General features: G+C 65.5%; 28 protein-coding genes and 1 tRNA gene. 20 read left to right on the forward strand and 9 right to left on the reverse strand.

The genetic code is table 11. The annotated features are described in order from the left end of the window. Positions 1 to 3 precede the first annotated feature (3 nt). The 6 genes from QMX81_RS00320 to QMX81_RS00345 are packed head-to-tail and all read right to left on the reverse strand — an operon-like array spanning position 4 to position 3,536. On the reverse strand, positions 4 to 516 hold the full coding sequence (locus tag QMX81_RS00320) for a hypothetical protein (RefSeq protein ID WP_282257271.1): 513 nt from the start codon (positions 514 to 516) through the stop codon (positions 4 to 6). After that, a complete protein-coding gene (locus QMX81_RS00325; RefSeq protein ID WP_282257273.1) occupies positions 516 to 1,046 on the reverse strand; it encodes a hypothetical protein in 531 nt (176 codons plus the stop codon). Before QMX81_RS00325 ends, QMX81_RS00320 begins: the two co-directional genes overlap by 1 nt. Then, a complete protein-coding gene (locus QMX81_RS00330) occupies positions 1,033 to 1,563 on the reverse strand; it encodes a hypothetical protein (RefSeq protein ID WP_282257275.1) in 531 nt (176 codons plus the stop codon). The genes QMX81_RS00325 and QMX81_RS00330 overlap by 14 nt, the downstream gene beginning before the upstream one ends. A gap of 46 nt (positions 1,564 to 1,609) precedes the next feature. Then, complete coding sequence (locus tag QMX81_RS00335; RefSeq protein WP_282257277.1) at positions 1,610 to 2,614, reverse strand: YdaU family protein; 1,005 nt, start codon at positions 2,612 to 2,614, stop codon at positions 1,610 to 1,612. Then, entirely contained in the window at positions 2,611 to 2,937 is a 327-nt protein-coding gene (locus QMX81_RS00340) for a hypothetical protein (RefSeq protein ID WP_282257279.1), read from the reverse strand. The genes QMX81_RS00335 and QMX81_RS00340 overlap by 4 nt, the downstream gene beginning before the upstream one ends. Continuing rightward, positions 2,934 to 3,536: a hypothetical protein gene (locus QMX81_RS00345; protein WP_259462132.1), complete on the reverse strand. Its 603-nt coding sequence runs from the start codon at positions 3,534 to 3,536 to the stop codon at positions 2,934 to 2,936. The genes QMX81_RS00340 and QMX81_RS00345 overlap by 4 nt, the downstream gene beginning before the upstream one ends. Positions 3,537 to 3,662: 126 nt before the next feature. Between QMX81_RS00345 and QMX81_RS00350 the strand changes: the two genes are divergently transcribed. After that, complete coding sequence (locus QMX81_RS00350; protein WP_102788552.1) at positions 3,663 to 3,896, forward strand: hypothetical protein; 234 nt, start codon at positions 3,663 to 3,665, stop codon at positions 3,894 to 3,896. A gap of 252 nt (positions 3,897 to 4,148) precedes the next feature. On the opposite strand, the gene QMX81_RS00355 is transcribed toward QMX81_RS00350, so the two are convergent. Continuing rightward, the gene (locus QMX81_RS00355) at positions 4,149 to 4,412 is read right to left on the reverse strand and encodes a hypothetical protein (RefSeq protein ID WP_121041265.1); all 264 of its coding nucleotides are present in this window, start codon (positions 4,410 to 4,412) and stop codon (positions 4,149 to 4,151) included. A 30-nt stretch (positions 4,413 to 4,442) separates the two neighbouring features. On the opposite strand from QMX81_RS00355, the gene QMX81_RS00360 reads away from it, so the two are divergent. From QMX81_RS00360 to QMX81_RS00450, 19 genes are all read left to right on the forward strand, one after another. Next, the gene (locus QMX81_RS00360) at positions 4,443 to 5,192 is read left to right on the forward strand and encodes a S24 family peptidase (RefSeq protein ID WP_282257294.1); all 750 of its coding nucleotides are present in this window, start codon (positions 4,443 to 4,445) and stop codon (positions 5,190 to 5,192) included. A 200-nt stretch (positions 5,193 to 5,392) separates the two neighbouring features. Continuing rightward, positions 5,393 to 5,608: a hypothetical protein gene (locus QMX81_RS00365; RefSeq protein ID WP_220668898.1), complete on the forward strand. Its 216-nt coding sequence runs from the start codon at positions 5,393 to 5,395 to the stop codon at positions 5,606 to 5,608. A gap of 90 nt (positions 5,609 to 5,698) precedes the next feature. Next, on the forward strand, positions 5,699 to 6,217 hold the full coding sequence (locus QMX81_RS00370; RefSeq protein ID WP_282257302.1) for a hypothetical protein: 519 nt from the start codon (positions 5,699 to 5,701) through the stop codon (positions 6,215 to 6,217). Further along, on the forward strand, positions 6,214 to 6,498 hold the full coding sequence (locus tag QMX81_RS00375; protein ID WP_282257304.1) for a winged helix-turn-helix domain-containing protein: 285 nt from the start codon (positions 6,214 to 6,216) through the stop codon (positions 6,496 to 6,498). Before QMX81_RS00370 ends, QMX81_RS00375 begins: the two co-directional genes overlap by 4 nt. After that, complete coding sequence (locus tag QMX81_RS00380; RefSeq protein ID WP_121040227.1) at positions 6,495 to 6,719, forward strand: hypothetical protein; 225 nt, start codon at positions 6,495 to 6,497, stop codon at positions 6,717 to 6,719. The genes QMX81_RS00375 and QMX81_RS00380 overlap by 4 nt, the downstream gene beginning before the upstream one ends. Then, positions 6,716 to 7,051: a hypothetical protein gene (locus QMX81_RS00385; RefSeq protein WP_282257308.1), complete on the forward strand. Its 336-nt coding sequence runs from the start codon at positions 6,716 to 6,718 to the stop codon at positions 7,049 to 7,051. Before QMX81_RS00380 ends, QMX81_RS00385 begins: the two co-directional genes overlap by 4 nt. Then, on the forward strand, positions 7,048 to 7,227 hold the full coding sequence (locus QMX81_RS00390; RefSeq protein ID WP_282257310.1) for a hypothetical protein: 180 nt from the start codon (positions 7,048 to 7,050) through the stop codon (positions 7,225 to 7,227). Before QMX81_RS00385 ends, QMX81_RS00390 begins: the two co-directional genes overlap by 4 nt. Beyond that, positions 7,224 to 7,409: a hypothetical protein gene (locus QMX81_RS00395; RefSeq protein ID WP_121040229.1), complete on the forward strand. Its 186-nt coding sequence runs from the start codon at positions 7,224 to 7,226 to the stop codon at positions 7,407 to 7,409. Before QMX81_RS00390 ends, QMX81_RS00395 begins: the two co-directional genes overlap by 4 nt. Next, the gene (locus QMX81_RS00400) at positions 7,409 to 7,669 is read left to right on the forward strand and encodes a hypothetical protein (RefSeq protein WP_282257312.1); all 261 of its coding nucleotides are present in this window, start codon (positions 7,409 to 7,411) and stop codon (positions 7,667 to 7,669) included. Before QMX81_RS00395 ends, QMX81_RS00400 begins: the two co-directional genes overlap by 1 nt. A 44-nt stretch (positions 7,670 to 7,713) precedes the next feature. Continuing rightward, the gene (locus QMX81_RS00405; protein WP_282257315.1) at positions 7,714 to 8,622 is read left to right on the forward strand and encodes a recombination-associated protein RdgC; all 909 of its coding nucleotides are present in this window, start codon (positions 7,714 to 7,716) and stop codon (positions 8,620 to 8,622) included. Between the two features lie 2 nt (positions 8,623 to 8,624). Then, positions 8,625 to 9,164, forward strand: coding sequence for a hypothetical protein (locus QMX81_RS00410; RefSeq protein WP_282257316.1), 540 nt, complete (start codon positions 8,625 to 8,627; stop codon positions 9,162 to 9,164). Then, positions 9,161 to 9,682 (forward strand): hypothetical protein, encoded by a 522-nt coding sequence (locus tag QMX81_RS00415; RefSeq protein ID WP_282257318.1) that lies wholly within the window; start codon positions 9,161 to 9,163, stop codon positions 9,680 to 9,682. The genes QMX81_RS00410 and QMX81_RS00415 overlap by 4 nt, the downstream gene beginning before the upstream one ends. Further along, entirely contained in the window at positions 9,675 to 9,893 is a 219-nt protein-coding gene (locus tag QMX81_RS00420) for a hypothetical protein (RefSeq protein WP_282257320.1), read from the forward strand. The genes QMX81_RS00415 and QMX81_RS00420 overlap by 8 nt, the downstream gene beginning before the upstream one ends. Beyond that, on the forward strand, positions 9,886 to 10,341 hold the full coding sequence (locus tag QMX81_RS00425; RefSeq protein WP_282257323.1) for a hypothetical protein: 456 nt from the start codon (positions 9,886 to 9,888) through the stop codon (positions 10,339 to 10,341). The genes QMX81_RS00420 and QMX81_RS00425 overlap by 8 nt, the downstream gene beginning before the upstream one ends. Then, positions 10,334 to 12,430 (forward strand): DNA cytosine methyltransferase, encoded by a 2,097-nt coding sequence (locus QMX81_RS00430; RefSeq protein ID WP_282257325.1) that lies wholly within the window; start codon positions 10,334 to 10,336, stop codon positions 12,428 to 12,430. The genes QMX81_RS00425 and QMX81_RS00430 overlap by 8 nt, the downstream gene beginning before the upstream one ends. Beyond that, a complete protein-coding gene (locus QMX81_RS00435; RefSeq protein WP_345782429.1) occupies positions 12,427 to 13,617 on the forward strand; it encodes a site-specific DNA-methyltransferase in 1,191 nt (396 codons plus the stop codon). The genes QMX81_RS00430 and QMX81_RS00435 overlap by 4 nt, the downstream gene beginning before the upstream one ends. Further along, complete coding sequence (locus QMX81_RS00440) at positions 13,614 to 13,937, forward strand: hypothetical protein (protein ID WP_282257328.1); 324 nt, start codon at positions 13,614 to 13,616, stop codon at positions 13,935 to 13,937. The genes QMX81_RS00435 and QMX81_RS00440 overlap by 4 nt, the downstream gene beginning before the upstream one ends. 55 nt (positions 13,938 to 13,992) lie before the next feature. After that, a complete protein-coding gene (locus tag QMX81_RS00445; protein ID WP_282257330.1) occupies positions 13,993 to 14,397 on the forward strand; it encodes a hypothetical protein in 405 nt (134 codons plus the stop codon). Further along, positions 14,384 to 14,638, forward strand: coding sequence for an AlpA family phage regulatory protein (locus QMX81_RS00450; protein WP_282257331.1), 255 nt, complete (start codon positions 14,384 to 14,386; stop codon positions 14,636 to 14,638). The genes QMX81_RS00445 and QMX81_RS00450 overlap by 14 nt, the downstream gene beginning before the upstream one ends. Positions 14,639 to 14,715: 77 nt before the next feature. Here QMX81_RS00450 and QMX81_RS00455 read toward each other — a convergent pair. Both QMX81_RS00455 and yjjJ read right to left on the reverse strand, forming a co-directional pair. Beyond that, positions 14,716 to 14,791: transfer RNA gene (locus QMX81_RS00455), tRNA-Ile, on the reverse strand. Positions 14,792 to 14,848: 57 nt separating this feature from the next. Continuing rightward, positions 14,849 to 16,249, reverse strand: a complete 1,401-nt coding sequence (gene yjjJ, locus QMX81_RS00460) for a type II toxin-antitoxin system HipA family toxin YjjJ (RefSeq protein ID WP_121040250.1) — start codon at positions 16,247 to 16,249, stop codon at positions 14,849 to 14,851. Between the last annotated feature and the right edge of the window lie 154 nt (positions 16,250 to 16,403).

The following is a 16,403-nucleotide window of genomic DNA, read 5'->3' on the forward strand; positions in this document are numbered from 1 at the left end:
CGTTCAAGAGAACACCTCCGTTTTCCAGCCGCCGCCGGGGGCGCGCTGGACTGCCAAGAATCGGAACGGGTACATCGCGGCGGCCACCTTCACCTTCACGCGTGCGTCTTCCTCCCAGAAACCCTTCACCTCATGTGCCTCCAGATCTCCGGCGGCCGTCATCACGAAGAAGTCGATGGTCAGGTGCGTCTTCTCGGCCAACTTCAGCTTCACGGACTCGAAGCGGAACCACACGATCGCGCCAGCGGCCAGCTGCAGCTTCAGGTGTGCGGCGTAGGCCTCTTCAGTCTTGTTCATCTCGCCGGGCACATGGCGCGGCCTGCCGCGCGCGACCTTGCCGGCGGCGTTGCCGCTCGCCAAGGGCTGCGCGGCGGCTGGGGGCCGGTAGGCACGTGCCGTGGTCGGTTGCGGCACTGCAGCTGCCGTACTGGCTTCGACCAATCGGCGCATCCCCTCTGGCATCTCCTGGGTGGTGGCGTAGCGCAACGAGCGGCGGGACGTCGTCTTCGGAGGCATCAGGCAGACGCCTCTGAAGCAGCCCACACGCGCATCGCGCGCTGGCGGAAGGCCTCGAATTCTTGGCGCGCACGCTGCTGTGTGGCTTGGTGCTCGCGATCCATCTGCTCGAGCATGCAGTCGAACTCGACGTTGAGCAGGCCCATCAGCTGCTGCATGGTCAGTCCACCGCGAGTGCGATGCGTCGATGCCAGTGCCAGCTGCGGCATGGCCAGCTGCTGCTGGCCCGAGGGCGGAAGCGGCATGTTGTCCACGCGGCCTGTATCGGTAACTGCCCAGGTGGCCACAGGCCGACCATCGCGGCCACTGGCGCGGTTCTCGCAACGACGAACAAGCCCCTCGCGGTCCAGCTCACGCAACAGCCCGGCCGCGGCAGCGGTGGTAAGTAGCATGGCCTCTCGCGGCGCGCCTGCCTCCAGTGCCGCGTTGCCCATCAGTTCCAGTGCCTCAGCTGCGGTGCTGTCGCCATGGATGCCCAGGCAGAACAGCACCAGCTGCCGCTGGTAGGCGCGGATGTCAGTCGGCTCCATGCGTGCCTCCGAATCCCAGCTCAGCGGCGGCCTGTGCCATGGCGCTGCGCGCCGCACCACGATCGCGCACAACCTGCGGCTCGGGCTTCGGCGCGGGCAGTGCGGCCACCGGCGCGGGCACGGCGCCGCCGTCCATGACGTGCTTCACCGCCCGCTCGTAGCCGTTGGCCAGCATGCGCTGCTGCACCGCGCCGCTCTCGGCTGTGGCGTAGGCGTGCAGGTCCATTTTCGACCGCACCAGCACGGTGAATCCGCTGTGGGCCTGGCCGGGCCGCATCTGGCCATCAACTTCAGCAAGGGCCGGGACGCCGAGGCACATCGCACGGAACTGCCCGGGATTCGGCGGCCACTGCAGGGCGCTGCGCAGGCAGTTGGCCAAGCCGTCTGCCACCTGGCGCGGGGTGATGCCTGTCAGCACCTGGAACCACAATTCTCCTGCGGTGGTCAGGCCGCCGGCGTTGTTCACCGGGGAAGAGCCGTTCTCGCGCACCCACTTCCCGGGGAACATGCCAGCCATGCGCTCCCAAACCGTCCACAGGGCACTCACCGCGCGCTGGTCCGGGTCAGTGCTGGACGAACTGGAATTCACCGTCGATGACGTCGCCGCCTGATCCACCAAGGCCGCCAGCTGCCTCGCGTAGTTCGTGGAGTCGCCGCTGCTCTGCGACGTGTTCGGCAGAACCGAGTTGAGAGTTTGCATTGGGGCCTCCGGTTTTGGTGGTGTTCGTCGGCGTTGCGCCGGCGGCGTGTCGGTTTCGAGCGGTCTGGATTGCCCATGGGAAGGGCTTGGTGATGGGCGGTGACCTGATCAGTCCCTCGGCGACCGTGTCGGCCAAGGTTTCGGGTGTCACACCCTCCGCCAGCGCAGCGAGCAGGTCGGGGTGGCTGGGGTTGGTCGTGTGGCAACCGGCCTGGCGCATCAGCAGACACGCACGCCCCGCATCGGTCACACCGCTCAGAGATCTTTGAGCGTGATGTGATGTATCTGGAGTAGTAGATATGGGGTCTGGGGTCTGGTTACCCGTGTTCACACCTGCGATCACACCCCCTGTCACGCGTGACTGAGCGTGACTCGTCACGCGTGACATGAGGTCGGAAGTCACGTGTTCGTCCCCAGTCACATGCGTGACGTGCAACGCCTTCAGTTCCGTCATGGTGGCCATACCGTCCGGCACGACGCCCACATTGCGGAGGTCTTCGAACAGCATCGTGCGCCTGGCGCGTGTGCGAGCCTGCCGCTCAGCCTCGCTGTTCTTCCTGTCTTCCCGGCGCCCCTGCCCCTCCGCGATTCGGGCCTGAGCGGTGGCGATCTGTTCGTCGCAGCGCTTGCTGTGGCGCAGGCCATCTTCAGCCACCGGGAAGTAACGCTCGGCCACCTTCTTTACTGCGGCCTTGTCGCCCGACGTAATGGCACCGGCGATGATGTACAGCTCTGCCAAGCTGTCCGGTAGCGCCTGCTCTTCTGCGTAGTAGGCGAGCATCAGCTTGAAGTAGGCGCCGTGCTCGATCAGGGACAGCCGCGTTGTGTCCTTGAGGTAGTCGCCGGGGTACATCTCGAAATAGATCACACCCGATCCCCCGCGCCGCGCTGCAACTGCGCCTCCTTGGGGCGACCGGCGAAGGGCGCACGGGCGTCTGGCAACCTGCTGCGAGCAGCAGCAGGATCGTGCACGTCCTGAAGCGCGGTCAGCCACCGGTAGGCGGTAGCGCGGGAGAGGCCGAACTGCGCCTGTAGCGCATCCACCTGAAGTGGCAGCGGCTGCTCTTTAGCCCACAGCACCACGTCCACCATGGGCAGCAGCTGCACCACGTTTTCAGGGATGCGGCGGCCGGCGGCATCGAACTCGCCGACCACGGCGATCGCCCAGCTCACCATGACTGCCGTAGTCATTGGCGCCCACCACCGACCGCGCGCGGTGCCAGATCCAGCAGGTGGCCGGTGACGTAGCGCTTCGCGGTGATCAGCTCGGCTTCCAGCTGCCCCATCTCGTCCAGCGCGCGGCGCAGTTCGGGGATGTCCTTCGGGCAGATGCGGCCGTCGGCCAGGATGTTGGTCAGCGCTTCCAGAGTGTGGCCAAACTCGACCGACAAACGGGCCACAGCCAGCACGCCAGCATGCGGTTCCATCATCGGGATCCGCGCGCCCAGGAAGCCATAGCGCTGGGCCAACTCGCGTGAGCAGGCGTCGCGCCACTGCGGCGGCAGCGCGCGCACCCAGGACTCTTCCAGATCCACTGGCATCTTGACCGTGCCATTGCGGATCCGGCCAACCAGCTGGGCGTTCGCCTTCAGCGCGCGCTCGATGCTGTCGGCGTCATCGCCCGAGTGGAACTGAACGTTGCGCTCGCTGGGGGCCACGTCTGCCTGGTATTGCTCGGCGATTGCCTGAGCCAGACTCGTATCGGTGTGGCCGCTGTTGCGGATAGCGTCGGTCGTGTGGCGGAACACCACCGCCGACCGCGGTTCTTGGTACTGAGGATCAGGCTTCATTTACGCACCTCGGGAGGCGATGCAAAGTGGTCGCCATGGACAGGACGACCCACAAATTGAGTTGGGGTAGCGCACTCCCGGCGTTAAGCTTGTTGTGCCAACAACACACCACGCAGGGAGTGCGCCATGGAAAACGATCAGGTTTTCAAGATTCCGCTGGAACCTCAGCCCGGAAAAACAACCACCATCAACAACCCCAACGGACGGGACGTGGACGTTACGGTTCACTTCCACTCAGGCTCGTCGGTTACTTTTCTTCTGCTGGCGAACGGATCTTTTTCGTTCATTACTCAGGGCGACGTGGGCGAGATCGACATGCATGTCAGGCCCACGCTCTCCGGGCCCACGTCCGTCAGCTGAGCGAATGGTGTAGTTGCCCTCTGGTGCCTCTTCCAAGGTCCAACCAGGGGGCATCGAAACGGCCACATGCGAGCCAGCTCGAGTCCTCCTTGCAGCGGGGGCTTTCGGTGGTGAGCGAGAGGACCCGGCTTGCGGTGGAAGGCCCGAGGAAAGAACAACCTCGCTGAGCTGCCGGGGGGTCATTCCGTCAGCTAAGGCAGAAGCGAGATCACTGGGTTGCGACGAGTGGCGGGGAGCTTCAGTGCGCATCGCTCAGGCCCCCTCTACCGGGACGATGCGATCTGCGTCTGGGTCAACAATGGCTACGCCAGGCGCATCAAAGATGTCCGGGCGAAGCTCACTTCGAGAGACTTGCCCGCCGCTCTGCTCATCAAGCCTTCGAGCCAGCGCGCCATCAAAGCGCGTCCGCTTGCTCAAGGCCTTTCGTAGATAGCCAATCGTCGTTCCAGCCTTGACGGCAAACGCTGCCTGATCATCTGGTGCCAAGGTGCCGAGGTAAGCGCGAAGTGTGTCCATAGGCGACGACTTTACCAGAAGGTAAAGACAATGCAACACCATTTGGTCAATTACCAGCAGGTAACCGAAACTTGCCCAATGAGTACTGATGACTCCCCTACCGTCGCCGCCCGCCGCGAGCGCCTCCAGCAGTGGATCGCCGAGCACCACGGCGGCAGCCAAGCTTCCTTTGCTGCCGCCACCGGCATCAATCAAGGTGAGCTATCTGGACTGCTGAAGCGAAAGTCGTTCGGCGAGAAGCGCGCATCTTCGCTGCAAAAAGCTGCCGGGATGCCTGAGGGTTACCTGACTTTTCCCTTGAACCAGATGGACCACAAGCAGCCAACCCGTCAGGTCTCAGAGGTTGCGACAAGTAACGAATATGTTCGCGTCCAACAATTGGACGGGGAAGCGGGGATGGGAGAAGGAAGGATCAACGACGATTTCCCGGAAGTGATTCGCTCTATGGACTTTACGGCGAGCTACATTCGTTCGATCGTAGGATTTGTCCCACAGCCTGGACGTCTGGTTCTCGTGACCGGCCGCGGGGATTCGATGCTCCCTATCATTCAACCGGGCGAAACGCTTCTCGTGGACTCCGGCGTTCAAGTCTTCGATGGCGATGGCATCTACCTGATCAATACAGGCAATGGCCAGCAGGTTAAAGGCCTGCAGGACAGAGGCACCGCCGTGTACGTGGTAAGCGCGAATTCGGCTTTGTATCCAGCGTTTCCAATGCCTTCTGGCGCCACAATCGGCGGAAAGGTGTACCTCCGAAATCGCATTGAACGGTTCAACTGAAGGAACGAGATATGGCGTTGGTCGGCTGCCAGGAATGCGGCAGAGAAATTAGCGACAAGGCTGCGGCCTGCCCGGGCTGCGGCGCACCTCAGCGAGTCCCACCCCACGTACCTCCCCCGGGAGCTCGACCACAAGCTATGCAAGATGTGCCGGCCACCAAAAGCCCGCCATCTTCGCAGCTTCCTGCAAGCAGCCGAGCGATGTACATCGTCCTCTCCCTTCTTTTCGGCACAGTGGGCTTCAACGATTTCTACATTGGAAAGTTCGGCCTCGGCACGGCCAAGATCGCCGCTCTAGGCGTCTCTCTTGTGATGGAACCTATTGTTTTTGCTGCGCTCTTTTGCCTGCTAGCTCTTCTCTCGATCTTGCAAGCCTTCACAGTTAGACGCGATAGTAAGGGCACACCACTGGCCTGAGATCAGCCCAGTAGAAATTTTTTACCTTTTGGTATTGCTTAAAATTTACCATTTGGTAATCTGCATCCGTCTCTTACGCCGGATGCAGCTATGCAGATCTCAAAGCGCCACCGCTTGGCCGTACGCCTGGGCTTGCCAACCCTCGCCTGCTTCATCGTCTTGGCCGTTGCGGCCTGGGCCGTTCCCGGCGAAGCGCCGGCAGCGGATGCCGCTGAGGACGCCCCCGACAGGCTGGTGATCACCAGCCCGCGAATCTGCGCAGCCTTGGCTGTGTACGAATTGGCCGCCGCCGACGATTGGGCCCTGCGTGCCACGGTGGCCAACACCAGCCTCAACGCTTTCCGCGACGCGAGTCGTGTGCCCGACTGCGCGCCCGGCATCACCAAAGCCCTCACCCAGAACTTCCAGCCTGCACGCTGGCAGCTAGCCCTCGACGCGGCCGATGCCGTGCTGAGCGGCTCTTACCAGGTTTCCCCCGCGGCATGCGTCCGGGCCAATGCGGTTTTCCCCCTGTCGACCGCAGACGGCAATTTGCCGAGCACGCCCGCCGTGCTAACCCGGGCGCAGTGCGTGATGCACGACCTGGCTTTCATCGAGGTGGCGCCGTGATCACCGGCCTTCGCACTGAGCCGCGCGCCGCAATGGTCGGCGGCGCCCGCCTGCCACTCAGTCCTACCGAGTCGAAGGTGCTGCAACTGATCATCGATACGGGCGAAGCTCCCATCAGCCGCGCCTCGCTGGAAGAGAAGTTGTACGGCGCCAACACCCGCAAGTCGAACACGGTGGAAGTGACCATCTGCCGCCTGCGCCAGAAGCTGGGCCAGCACGGCTACCGCATCAACGCCACCCGCAACCGCGGCTACACGATCAGCCAGGACGGTGCCGCATGATCGCCGCCATTACCTACCCGCTCGCCGAGCGCGCGGCTGGAGCAGCGAAGGCCGTAGCCACCGCCGCCGCCAGCATGGGCTTCTCTCCCAATCAGGCAGCAGCTGCCGCAGACGTTGCCGCCTTGGCCGTGCTGGATCGCCGAGCCAGCGCCGGCCGGGCCATCGCCGACGTGCGAAAGAATCTGCGCCGAATGCTGCGCGCCCAAGGCGGTGCCGCATGAGCCGCCAGTACCGCGACAATCGCCTAGCGCTGGATACCAGTCTCTCGGTGCTGGAAGACGCAGCAATGGGCGCCTTTAACGCCGGCTGGGACGCATATCCGCCGGGTGCGCTCTGCGTCGTTCGATCGCAACGCTATGGCCATGCCCCTGTCGAACGGGAAGCACTGATCGTTGGCACCACCGTCGACTTGCACATGACCTGCAACGGCAAGCCTTGGGCATCGGTAAGTGTACGAACGAAGAACCTGAAAACCGGCAAGTACCGCGTTTTCTACCCATCTGTCGAAGTCGCCGGTATGCCGAGCATTCGCGTCGAAGGTGGTGACTCGTGACCGAGCACGACTTCATTGAACACATGCGCATCGGCATCCCGCCCCTCGCGCGCCCGATCGCACCTGCAGCCCACCGCTGCGAATGCGACCCGACCAACAACCATGTCTGCGACGACTGCGAGGCCGTCGACCACGCGCTGCGTCAGCACGCCAGGAGTGAGGACCACGTCGAATGAGAGCGCCTGCAATCAAGCTGCCGGCCCCGGCCCTGAACCAGGACCAGCGCGCGGCATTGGATCGTGCCAAGAGGCCGCGCCGGCACCCGTACCGCATCCACCAAGCCAGCGGCCAGGCTCTGCGCGATGCAGCGGAGCGACTTGAGCGCATCGCGCCGGGCATGCACAGGCTGGTGCGCTGATGGACGGCCTGCATCTCTTGGGCGGCGGTCATGACGCCGTGTTCGCCCGCACCGTCCGACCGACTGCAGAGCAGCGCCTGGAGCGGTACCGGGCTGCACTGGTCGCTCACCCTGATCGCTTCCATGGATTGCGCGTGCAGTTCGGCGAGATGCACCAGCGCGCGCTCAAGGCCGGTCACCGGATCAATTACGCCGGATGGCAGAAGCGTATGCCTGCCCTCTGGCCGCGCTCTGCGCGCCACTCACCGCCGCAGCACTGACCTGGCACCACCGCGCCGCCGACAAGACCTGATCTGGAGATCACATGTTCCTTCGCAACCTGATCCTGTTCCGCTTTCCGACCGCCACCGATTTCTCCGAAGTGGATGCGCTGCTGCCGCAGATGCAGCTGAAGCCGGTTGGCCCACTGGAAATGGCCTCACGCGGGTTCATTTCACCGTTCGGCCGGGAGGAAACCGCCGTCCTGTCCCACCGCATAGGTGACTGGCTGTGGCTCACCGTCGGCACCGAGAAGAAGATTCTGCCTGCCTCGGCGGTCAACAACCTGTTCGCGGCCAAGATCGAGAAACTCGAGCAGACCGAGGGGCGCAAGCCGGCCGGCCGTGAGCGGAAGCGCATGAAAGACGACCTCCTGCACGAGCTGATGCCTCGCGCCCTGGTTTCCTCTGGCCGCACCGACGTGTTCTTGGACATGAAACGCGGGGTCGCGTTCGTGGATAGCAGCAGCCGCGGTAACGGCGAGAGCGTTATCTCCGATATCCGCGCTCTGCTGGGCTCCTTCCCTGCCATGCCACTGAACGCTGAAGTCGCCCCACGATCGGTGCTGACCGGCTGGATCGCTGGCGAGCCCCTGCCGGAAGGCCTGAGCCTGGGCGAAGAGGCCGAACTGCGCGATCCCGTCGAAGGAGGAAGCGTAGCCCGCCTGCAGAAACAGGAGCTGCTGAGCGATGAGATCGGCCGTCACCTGGACGCGGGCAAGCAGGTCACCAAGCTTGCCTTGGTCCTGCAGGACAACCTGTCTTTCGTGCTGGGCGATGACCTGATTTTGCGGAAGCTGAAGTTCCTGGACGGCGCGCTGGACAAGCTGGCCGATACCGACGAGGACGGCCGGCGCGCGGAACTGGATGCGCGCTTTGCCCTGCAGACCGGCGAGCTGGGCCAGCTTTTCGACGTGCTAGCTGCTTCCTTCCGCATCAGCAGCGCGGGTGCCTGAGCATGCAGACGCCGACCGTCGCCTCTACGGTGCGCGCCATGCGCCGCGCTGGCGCCGCCGGCGAGCCGGTGCCGGCTGAGATCGCCGCTGCATGGGCAAGGGTCTTCATGGAGCAGCTGTATGGCTCGCAGAGGCCGGTCCGCTACGAATGCCGGCGGCGCGGCAGCAGAGAGCCCTGGGAAGAGGCCGAGCTCGAGGACGTGGCCAACCCGCGGCGCCGCAATCTGATCATTCGCGCGCTCTACCTGCACCCGCCGGTCGGAAGGCAGGAGCACCGGTGGCCGCCCGGAAGCAACGGTGACGGCAGGTGCCTGGACTGCGACGAAGCCGAGTGGCTCGCAGGGCCCGACTGCCGGCCGCACGCCCCGCTCCGCGACCACCGCTCATCTATGCCCTTCCGCATCACCTGGCTGATCGAGCCGCTCGAAAAGCTCCAGTACCTGACCAAGTTCCTCAGCCCGCTCGAACGCGCCAAGTGGCGCAACGAAACCACCTACCTCATCGACCGCATCAGAGACCACGAGAAGGGAAGCCAGCCATGACGACCGACAAGAACAACGCGGCACCGGACCTGCAGCCCGCAGAGCTGGCCAAGCAGCAGGGGGGGTGGGCCGCGATGGATACCGCACCCAAGGACGGAACTGAAGTCCTGATTGAAGTTGAGTTGCGAGCCGGCGTGCGCGGCAAGTGCCTGGCGGGTCACTACATGGCGGGCGGGCACTGCATTGAAGACCATCCGCCCATTGCTGGCGGTTGGTACTTCTGGAATGGCTGCGCCTTCGACATGGCCGCAAAGCCGATTCGCTGGAGGTATATCCAGCCCGCGCAGGGCATCGACCTGGGGCAGGCGGATATGTTCTGGCTCGCCGTTGACGGTGAGCGATTCGGCGTCTCGGTCGAAGAGTTGATTGACGACCTGCAGGACGGCGAAGAGATCGAAATTCAGGCGGCCGTGAGTCTCCCGAACTTCTGGATCCGGGTTAAGTCGGATGGCAGCAGCGTTGATTTCGATTTGATCGACAGCCAGCGCGATGCAGCGCCGGGGGTGGCGAATGCCTGAGATCGAACTCAACCGCGAGAAGTCCATGCGCATCCTCAACAGCGCCGATTCCTCCCCGGACGCGCGCGTGATCGCTGCATTCGCCGTCATGTTCTTCGAGGCGACGGAGCACGCAGACGACCTGGAGCCGGAGACCTACGCCATCGCCCACAAGCTGCTGCGGATGGGTGCCAGCGAACTCGACCAGGCAAGGGAGCCGACCAATGGCTGATATCGACCAGAGCCTTGCCGCCGGCGTGCCGGCGGACCAGCTGAGCATCCTGCGCCACGCCCTGGGCGTCGGCGAGGACGGGTGCAGCCCCAGCTACCGCAACCACTTCGTCACTGGGGAGGGCGGCCGCGACCACGCGCTCTGCATGGCGCTCGTCGCCGCTGGATTGATGACCAGGCACAGCGGCAACGCGCTTTCGGGCGGCAGTGATGTGTTCCGAGCGACCGACGCCGGCCGCATTGCCGCCGTGGGCACGCCGCCCAAGCTCACACCGGCCGAGCGTCGCTACAGGGAGTACCTGCGCACCGACAGCAACCTGTCTTTCATCGACTGGCTGCGTTCTCCCTACTGCCCGAAGGTCACCACCCTGGCCACCGTCAAGCCGCCGCGTGACCTGCGCACCAGGCTGCGCCCCGATACCGAACACAAGGACTGCTCCCATGGCTGATGGCTCCCGCTCCTTCAACTTCCCCCTGCCGCAGCGCTCCCGCCTGCGGCCCGGTGAGATTGTGGTCGACCTCTTTGCCGGCGGCGGCGGCGCCAGCGAAGCGCTGAAGCAGGCGCTGGGCCAAGACCCGGCGCTCGCCTACAACCACGACGCGCTGGCGATCGGCATGCACGCGGCGAACCACCCGCTCACCAGCCACCACCGCGAGGACATCTGGCATGCGGACCCACGCGTTGACGTGGCCGGCCGGCCCATCGGCTGGTTCCACGCCTCCCCGGACTGCACGCACTTCAGCCAGGCCAAGGGCGGCCAGCCGCGTAGCCGGAAGACGCGCGCCCTGTCGTGGGTGGTGCTGAAGTGGATCGGCATGCTACTGCGTGCCGACTTGGTCAACGGCACCAACACCGCCCCGCGCATCTTCTCCATGGAGAACGTGTGGCAGATCCTGACCTGGGGCCCGCTGATCGCGAAGCGCTGCAAGTCCACCGGGCGCGTCCTGAAGATGGACGGCACCGTTGCAGCGCGCGGCGAGCGCGTGCCGGTCGAGCATCAGCAGCTGGTGCCGGACAAGAGCCGCACCGGCCGGACCTGGCGGCAGTTCGTCGCCGCGCTGCGTGCGCTGGGCTACGCGGTCGAATGGCGAAAGCTGGTCGCGAGCGACTACGGCGCCGGCACCAGCCGGGAACGCCTGTTCCTGCTCGGCCGCCGCGACGGCGAGCCGATCGTGTGGCCGGCGGCAAGCCACGGCACCGCGCCGGGCCAGAAGCCGCGCGTATCCGCCGCCGACTGCCTGGACTTCAGCATCCCCTGCCCGTCCATCTTCGGGCGCAAGCGGCCGCTGGCCGACGCCACCATGCGCCGCATCGCCAAGGGCACCATGCGCCACGTCATCCAGTCAGCGGACCCGTTCATTGTGCCGGTGACCCACCAGGGCGCCGACCGCGTCCATGGCGTGCACGAGCCGCTGCGTACCATCACCGCCGCCAACCGCGGCGAACTGATGCTGGCGATGCCGGAACTGGCACCTTTCATAACCGAGCATGCCAACGCCAGTACCCAGCGGACCATGGATGCGGGGGAGCCGCTGCGCACGGTCTGCGCCGGGGTGAAAGGCGGCCACTTCTCTGTGGTCACCCCGATCCTCGCCGGCGTTGGCGGCCGGGCCGGCCAGTCGGAGCCCCGCTCTGGCGCTGATCCCCTGTACACCATGACCGCGAAGGCGGACACCGCGCTGGTGGCGCCGGTGCTGGTGCAGACTGGCTACGGCGAGCGCGCCGGCCAGGCGCCGCGTGCATTGGACCTGCAGCAGCCGCTGGGCACGGTTGTGGCCGGTGGCATCAAGCACGCGATCGCGGCGCCGCACCTCGTGAAGTTCCGGGGTGACAGCATCGGCACGCCGGTCACCGATCCGGTGCCCACGATCACATCGGGTGCTGGCGCGGTCCGGCCTGCAGGCGCGGCGCACGCGCTGGGCATCGCTGCCGCCAGCCTGGTCACCCTGCGCAGGAACATGGTCGGCGCAGACGCGCGCGCTCCGCTTTCCACAGTTGCCGCGCAGGCCGAACACCACTGCGTGGCTACCGCCTTCCTCGAGCAGGCCAACGGTGGTTTCTTCGAGGGCGGCGGGCGCGATGCACGCAACCCGGTCAGCACGATCACCGCCACCAGCAGTCAGCAGCAGCTGGTAACCGCAGACCTTGCCCAGCTGTCGCCGGAGCATCAGGAAGGCGCACTGCGCGTGGCCGCCTTCCTGGTGAAGTACTACGGCACCGGCGCCAACGTGCCGAGCCTGACCGACCCGGCCGACACCATCACCACGAAGGACCGGCTGGCGCTGGTCACGGTGGTGATCAAGGGCACCCCCTACGTCATCGTCGATATCGGCCTGCGCATGCTGAAGCCTCACGAGCTCTACCGCGCGCAGGGTTTCCCGGTGGGGTACATCATCGATCGCACGGCCAACGGCACCCCGCTCACCACCAGCGCGGCCGTGCGCATGGTCGGCAACAGCGTAAGCCCGCCGCCGCTGCGCGCACTGGCCGAGGCCAACCTGGACCGCGTCCCGGCCGACATGGCGGTGGCCGCATGATCCACGTCGGAGACTGCCTGGAAGTGATGCGCGGCATGGCCCCCGGCTCGGTCGATGCGATCGTGACGGATCCACCCTACGGCCTCTCCTTCATGGGAAAGCGCTGGGACTACGACGTGCCCACCACTGACATCTGGGCCGAGTGCTTGCGTGTGCTGAAACCCGGCGGCCACCTTCTCGCTTTTGCCGGCACCCGCACCCAGCACCGAATGGCCGTCCGTATCGAGGACGCTGGCTTCGAGATCCGCGACATGATCGCGTGGGTCTACGGGTCCGGCTTCCCGAAGTCCCACAACGGCCCGTGGGGCGGGACTGCACTCAAACCGGCCCTCGAGCCCATCACGGTTGCGCGCAAGCCGTTGGCCGGCACTGTTGCCGCGAACTGGCAGGAATACGGTACGGCTTGGCTCAACATCGACTGTTGCCGGATCGCGACCGAGGATGGGCTGGGTGGCGGCGACCAGAAGGGTGCACCGAAAGTCGGGCCCGATGGCTGGCATCGACCGTGGATGCAGGACGAGCAGGCTAAGGCCGCGCACGCGGAGCGGTGCAATGCCAATGTGGCGAAGGCCGAGGCTTTGGGCCGCTGGCCGGCCAACCTGATCCACGACGGAAGCGCGGAAGTACTCGCGGCCTTCCCTGCAGCACCGGGACAGAAGGCAGATCTGAGCGAAGACGAAGCGAGCCCGCGCATTTCCCGGGTCTACGAAGGCGGGCCGCTCTTGCGTAATGGCGAGGCCAGCGCATCGAGCGCCAACCACGGGAGCGTTGGATTCAAGATGCGGCCAGGTGCCCGGCGGGCAGATGCCGGCAGCGCTGCGCGGTTCTTCTACTGCGCCAAGGCCACCCGTGAGGATCGTAACGACGGGGTGGAGTCAGGTCCGGCGCCGGCGGTAGCCCCTGGCGCCACGATGCGCGATTGCGAGCAGGCCAACTGGCCGGCCCGCAACGGCAACCACCACCCCACCGTGAAACCGACTGAGCTCATGCGCTACCTGTGCCGCCTAGTCACCCCGCGCGGCGGGCTGGTGCTGGATCCCTTCGCCGGCAGCGGAAGTACCGGCCGGGCCGCGCTCATGGACGGCTTCCAGTTCATCGGCATTGAGCTTGATCCCGCATACGCCGCGATCGCCGAGGCTCGCATTCGCTCGGTGCAGCCCGGCCTGGCACTTGGAGAAATCGCATGAGTCCAGGCCCCAAAGCTGCATCTGTACGCGCCGCCTTGCGCGGCGCCGCCCCCGCGCACGTCACAGTGCGCGACATGATCCGCCGGTACTGCCGCGAGCACGGAAAGCAGTTGGCCTGCCTCGCGCCTGCATGGGACTGCAAGGTACTCAACGTATGGCGCGTTTTCGGCCGCAGCCGGCCTCTGCTTCCACGACAGGTCGAGGGGGTGATTACCCTGCTGCAGCTGGATGAACTCGACGCCAACGATCTGCGCCTGCGCGCTGCGCGCGAGGCCGGCTGGAATATCAACCCATCGATGCTGCTGCATGGGGATGCTTGAGCAGTCGCAGCAGCACGCGCAGATCCACCGAAATGCATAGGAAGGAGAAATTGCCTTGAACATTGAGCACATCGCCGCGGAGAGCCGATCTCCACTGGCCAACCAGCAGCGCACTGCGATCGCGGTTGCAGCAGCACTTGAAACCGCCCTCACCAGTGCGGAGCAGTCCGCCGGCGGCGGATGGTCGCTGACTTTCACGTTCGTGGGAGAACCGCAGCTGCAGGCCGCTCGCGATGCTTGGCGCGCTTACGCCATCGCCACGATTGACACGCCGGCTCCGCTGGCGGAGACAGCGAGCCAGAGGCTGACGGCCCAGATCGGCCTGGTCCTATTCAATGACCCAACCCTGGACCTGATTCAGATCGCAAACCAGGTGACCATCGCACGCGCGGCGTCCCAAGCCGTGCTGCTGCCGAAATTCGCATCTGAAGAAACGGAGACTCGTCATGAGCGCAGCTGAAACGATTCCCGAAGTCCTGCTGAAGCTTGAGCAGGTTGAAGCCCAAACCGGGATGAAGAAGAGCTACATCTACCGCGAGATGGAAAAGGGGACGTTCCCACCCAAGCACAAGGTCGGTGGCGGTACGCGCTGGTATCAGAGCGATGTTCAGCGGTGGATCCACGCACGCCGTCGCGCTCCTCTATGGACCCCAGAGCACGCGGTGCAGCTGGCGGCCAACTGTGATGGCAGCAGAGCCTAAACGGTCACCGAGCGGTCACCGGACGGCGCTGGCTTGACGCCGAGGGCACTGCGGTTGATCCTAAGTGCCTGATTCGATGGTGGGCCCAGAAGGATTCGAACCTTCAACCAAAGGATTATGAGTCCTCTGCTCTAACCGTTGAGCTATAGGCCCTTGCGGCCGCACAGTGTAGTGGAGGCCCGCAGGCGCTTTCCACTGCAGGGTGTCACATCAGCCGAAACGCCGCCCCATCGCCTGCACCCGACGCGCATTCTCCGCCGCCAGCTCACGCAGCCCGCCCGAGCGCAGCAGCGCCGAACCCGCCACTCGCTGCCAGTAGTCCACCGCCAGCGGCGCTGCCCAGTGCAGGTGCGCGAGCTGGCCGCTGCGCTCCGGCGCGATGGAGGCGAGCGGCGTAGCCGCACGCAGCACCCCTGTGCGCGAGGGTGCCAGTGACATCGGCAACATGTCATACGCGGGCGCCAACGGCAGCGGGCCGCGATCGACCAGGTGGAAACCCAGATTGCCCTGATGCATGTCGCTGTTGCCGATCAGCCGGCCGAACGCGTGCAGCCTTCCCATCGCGGCCTGCGTGTCGCGATCGACCCAGCCCTGCGTCAGCAGCGCGGCGGCGGCGGTCCCCCAGTCCACGGTCACGTCACCGACGAAGGCCGAGGACAGCGCCAGCAGCGAGACGAAGCCGCGCCGGCCCAGCACGTCGACGGTGCGGTCGAAGCGCTGCACCTCCAGGAACGTATGCGTGTCGGTCTGGAGTATCTCGGACACCGCTGCGGGCACGCCCCCGTCGCGCAGGCACTGCAGGGCGAGGTGCTCGCAGACCAGCAGGTCTGCCCAGCGTTCGGCGGCCTCGCCTGCGGTGGGCTGCGCGAACTTCACCAGCGCCGCATAGCGCCCTCCCTCATGCTCCACCGTGGCAGTGAACTTCGGTTGCTCGCCACCCGGCGACGATCCGACGTCTTCGCCTTCCAGTGCCGCTGCGGCGCGCTCGGGATAACGACGTGCGCGCTGCCCCGCCAGGACGTGATCGCCAGGCGCATCAAGCGCGCGCAACGCCATCTGCACGGCATCGCCGCCCAGCAGGAGGTCACCGATCTCGGTGCCGCCTGCACGTACCAGCGCCTGGAGGGTGTCACCCAATTGCCATCGATTGAGGTCGTCGGGGACGCCCAGGTCACGCCCGCGACGATGCGCGAACGTACGCCCGAGAAAACCCTGTGGCCGCAGGTCGTCCAGGTACCACGGCAGCCCCGGGAAGTGGCCATCGACGGTCTCGTCTGGCGAACGGGTCAGATTGGGGCGTGCGGCGGTGGTCGCCACGTGGAAGGTCTCGCCCGTGAGTGCCACGACCGTGCCCAGTTCTTCAAGGGTGGCGTCCGGCCCCAGCCGGAACAGCGGCCACTCGCTGCCCGCGGCGGTCTGCTGGCGGACGGCATAGGCCGTGGCGCGGGTGCGGCCAAGTCGCACCAGGCGGTCCCCGGCCTCGGCGACAAGACGACTCAACGTTGTCCGGGTAACCCCCAGGCGATCGACGAGATCGGCAGCTGAGACGACCTCGCCAGCAGGCAGGTTGTCGAACAGCGTCTGGAGCTGGACGGTACGGGGACGGGCCATGGCCTGAGTTTCGGGACGAGTTAAGTTACGAATCTATACGCCAATCTTCGGCGAACCGCAACCCCATTGAACTTATAAGCCATTGATTGAAATAACATCACCCCGGAGAACACCGAGAAAAAATCCGCAATTAAGTTACGAAACACGCAACGAA

This window comes from Stenotrophomonas sp. PS02301 (assembly GCF_029959485.1).
GTDB classification, from domain to species: Bacteria; Pseudomonadota; Gammaproteobacteria; order Xanthomonadales; family Xanthomonadaceae; genus Stenotrophomonas; species Stenotrophomonas maltophilia_Z.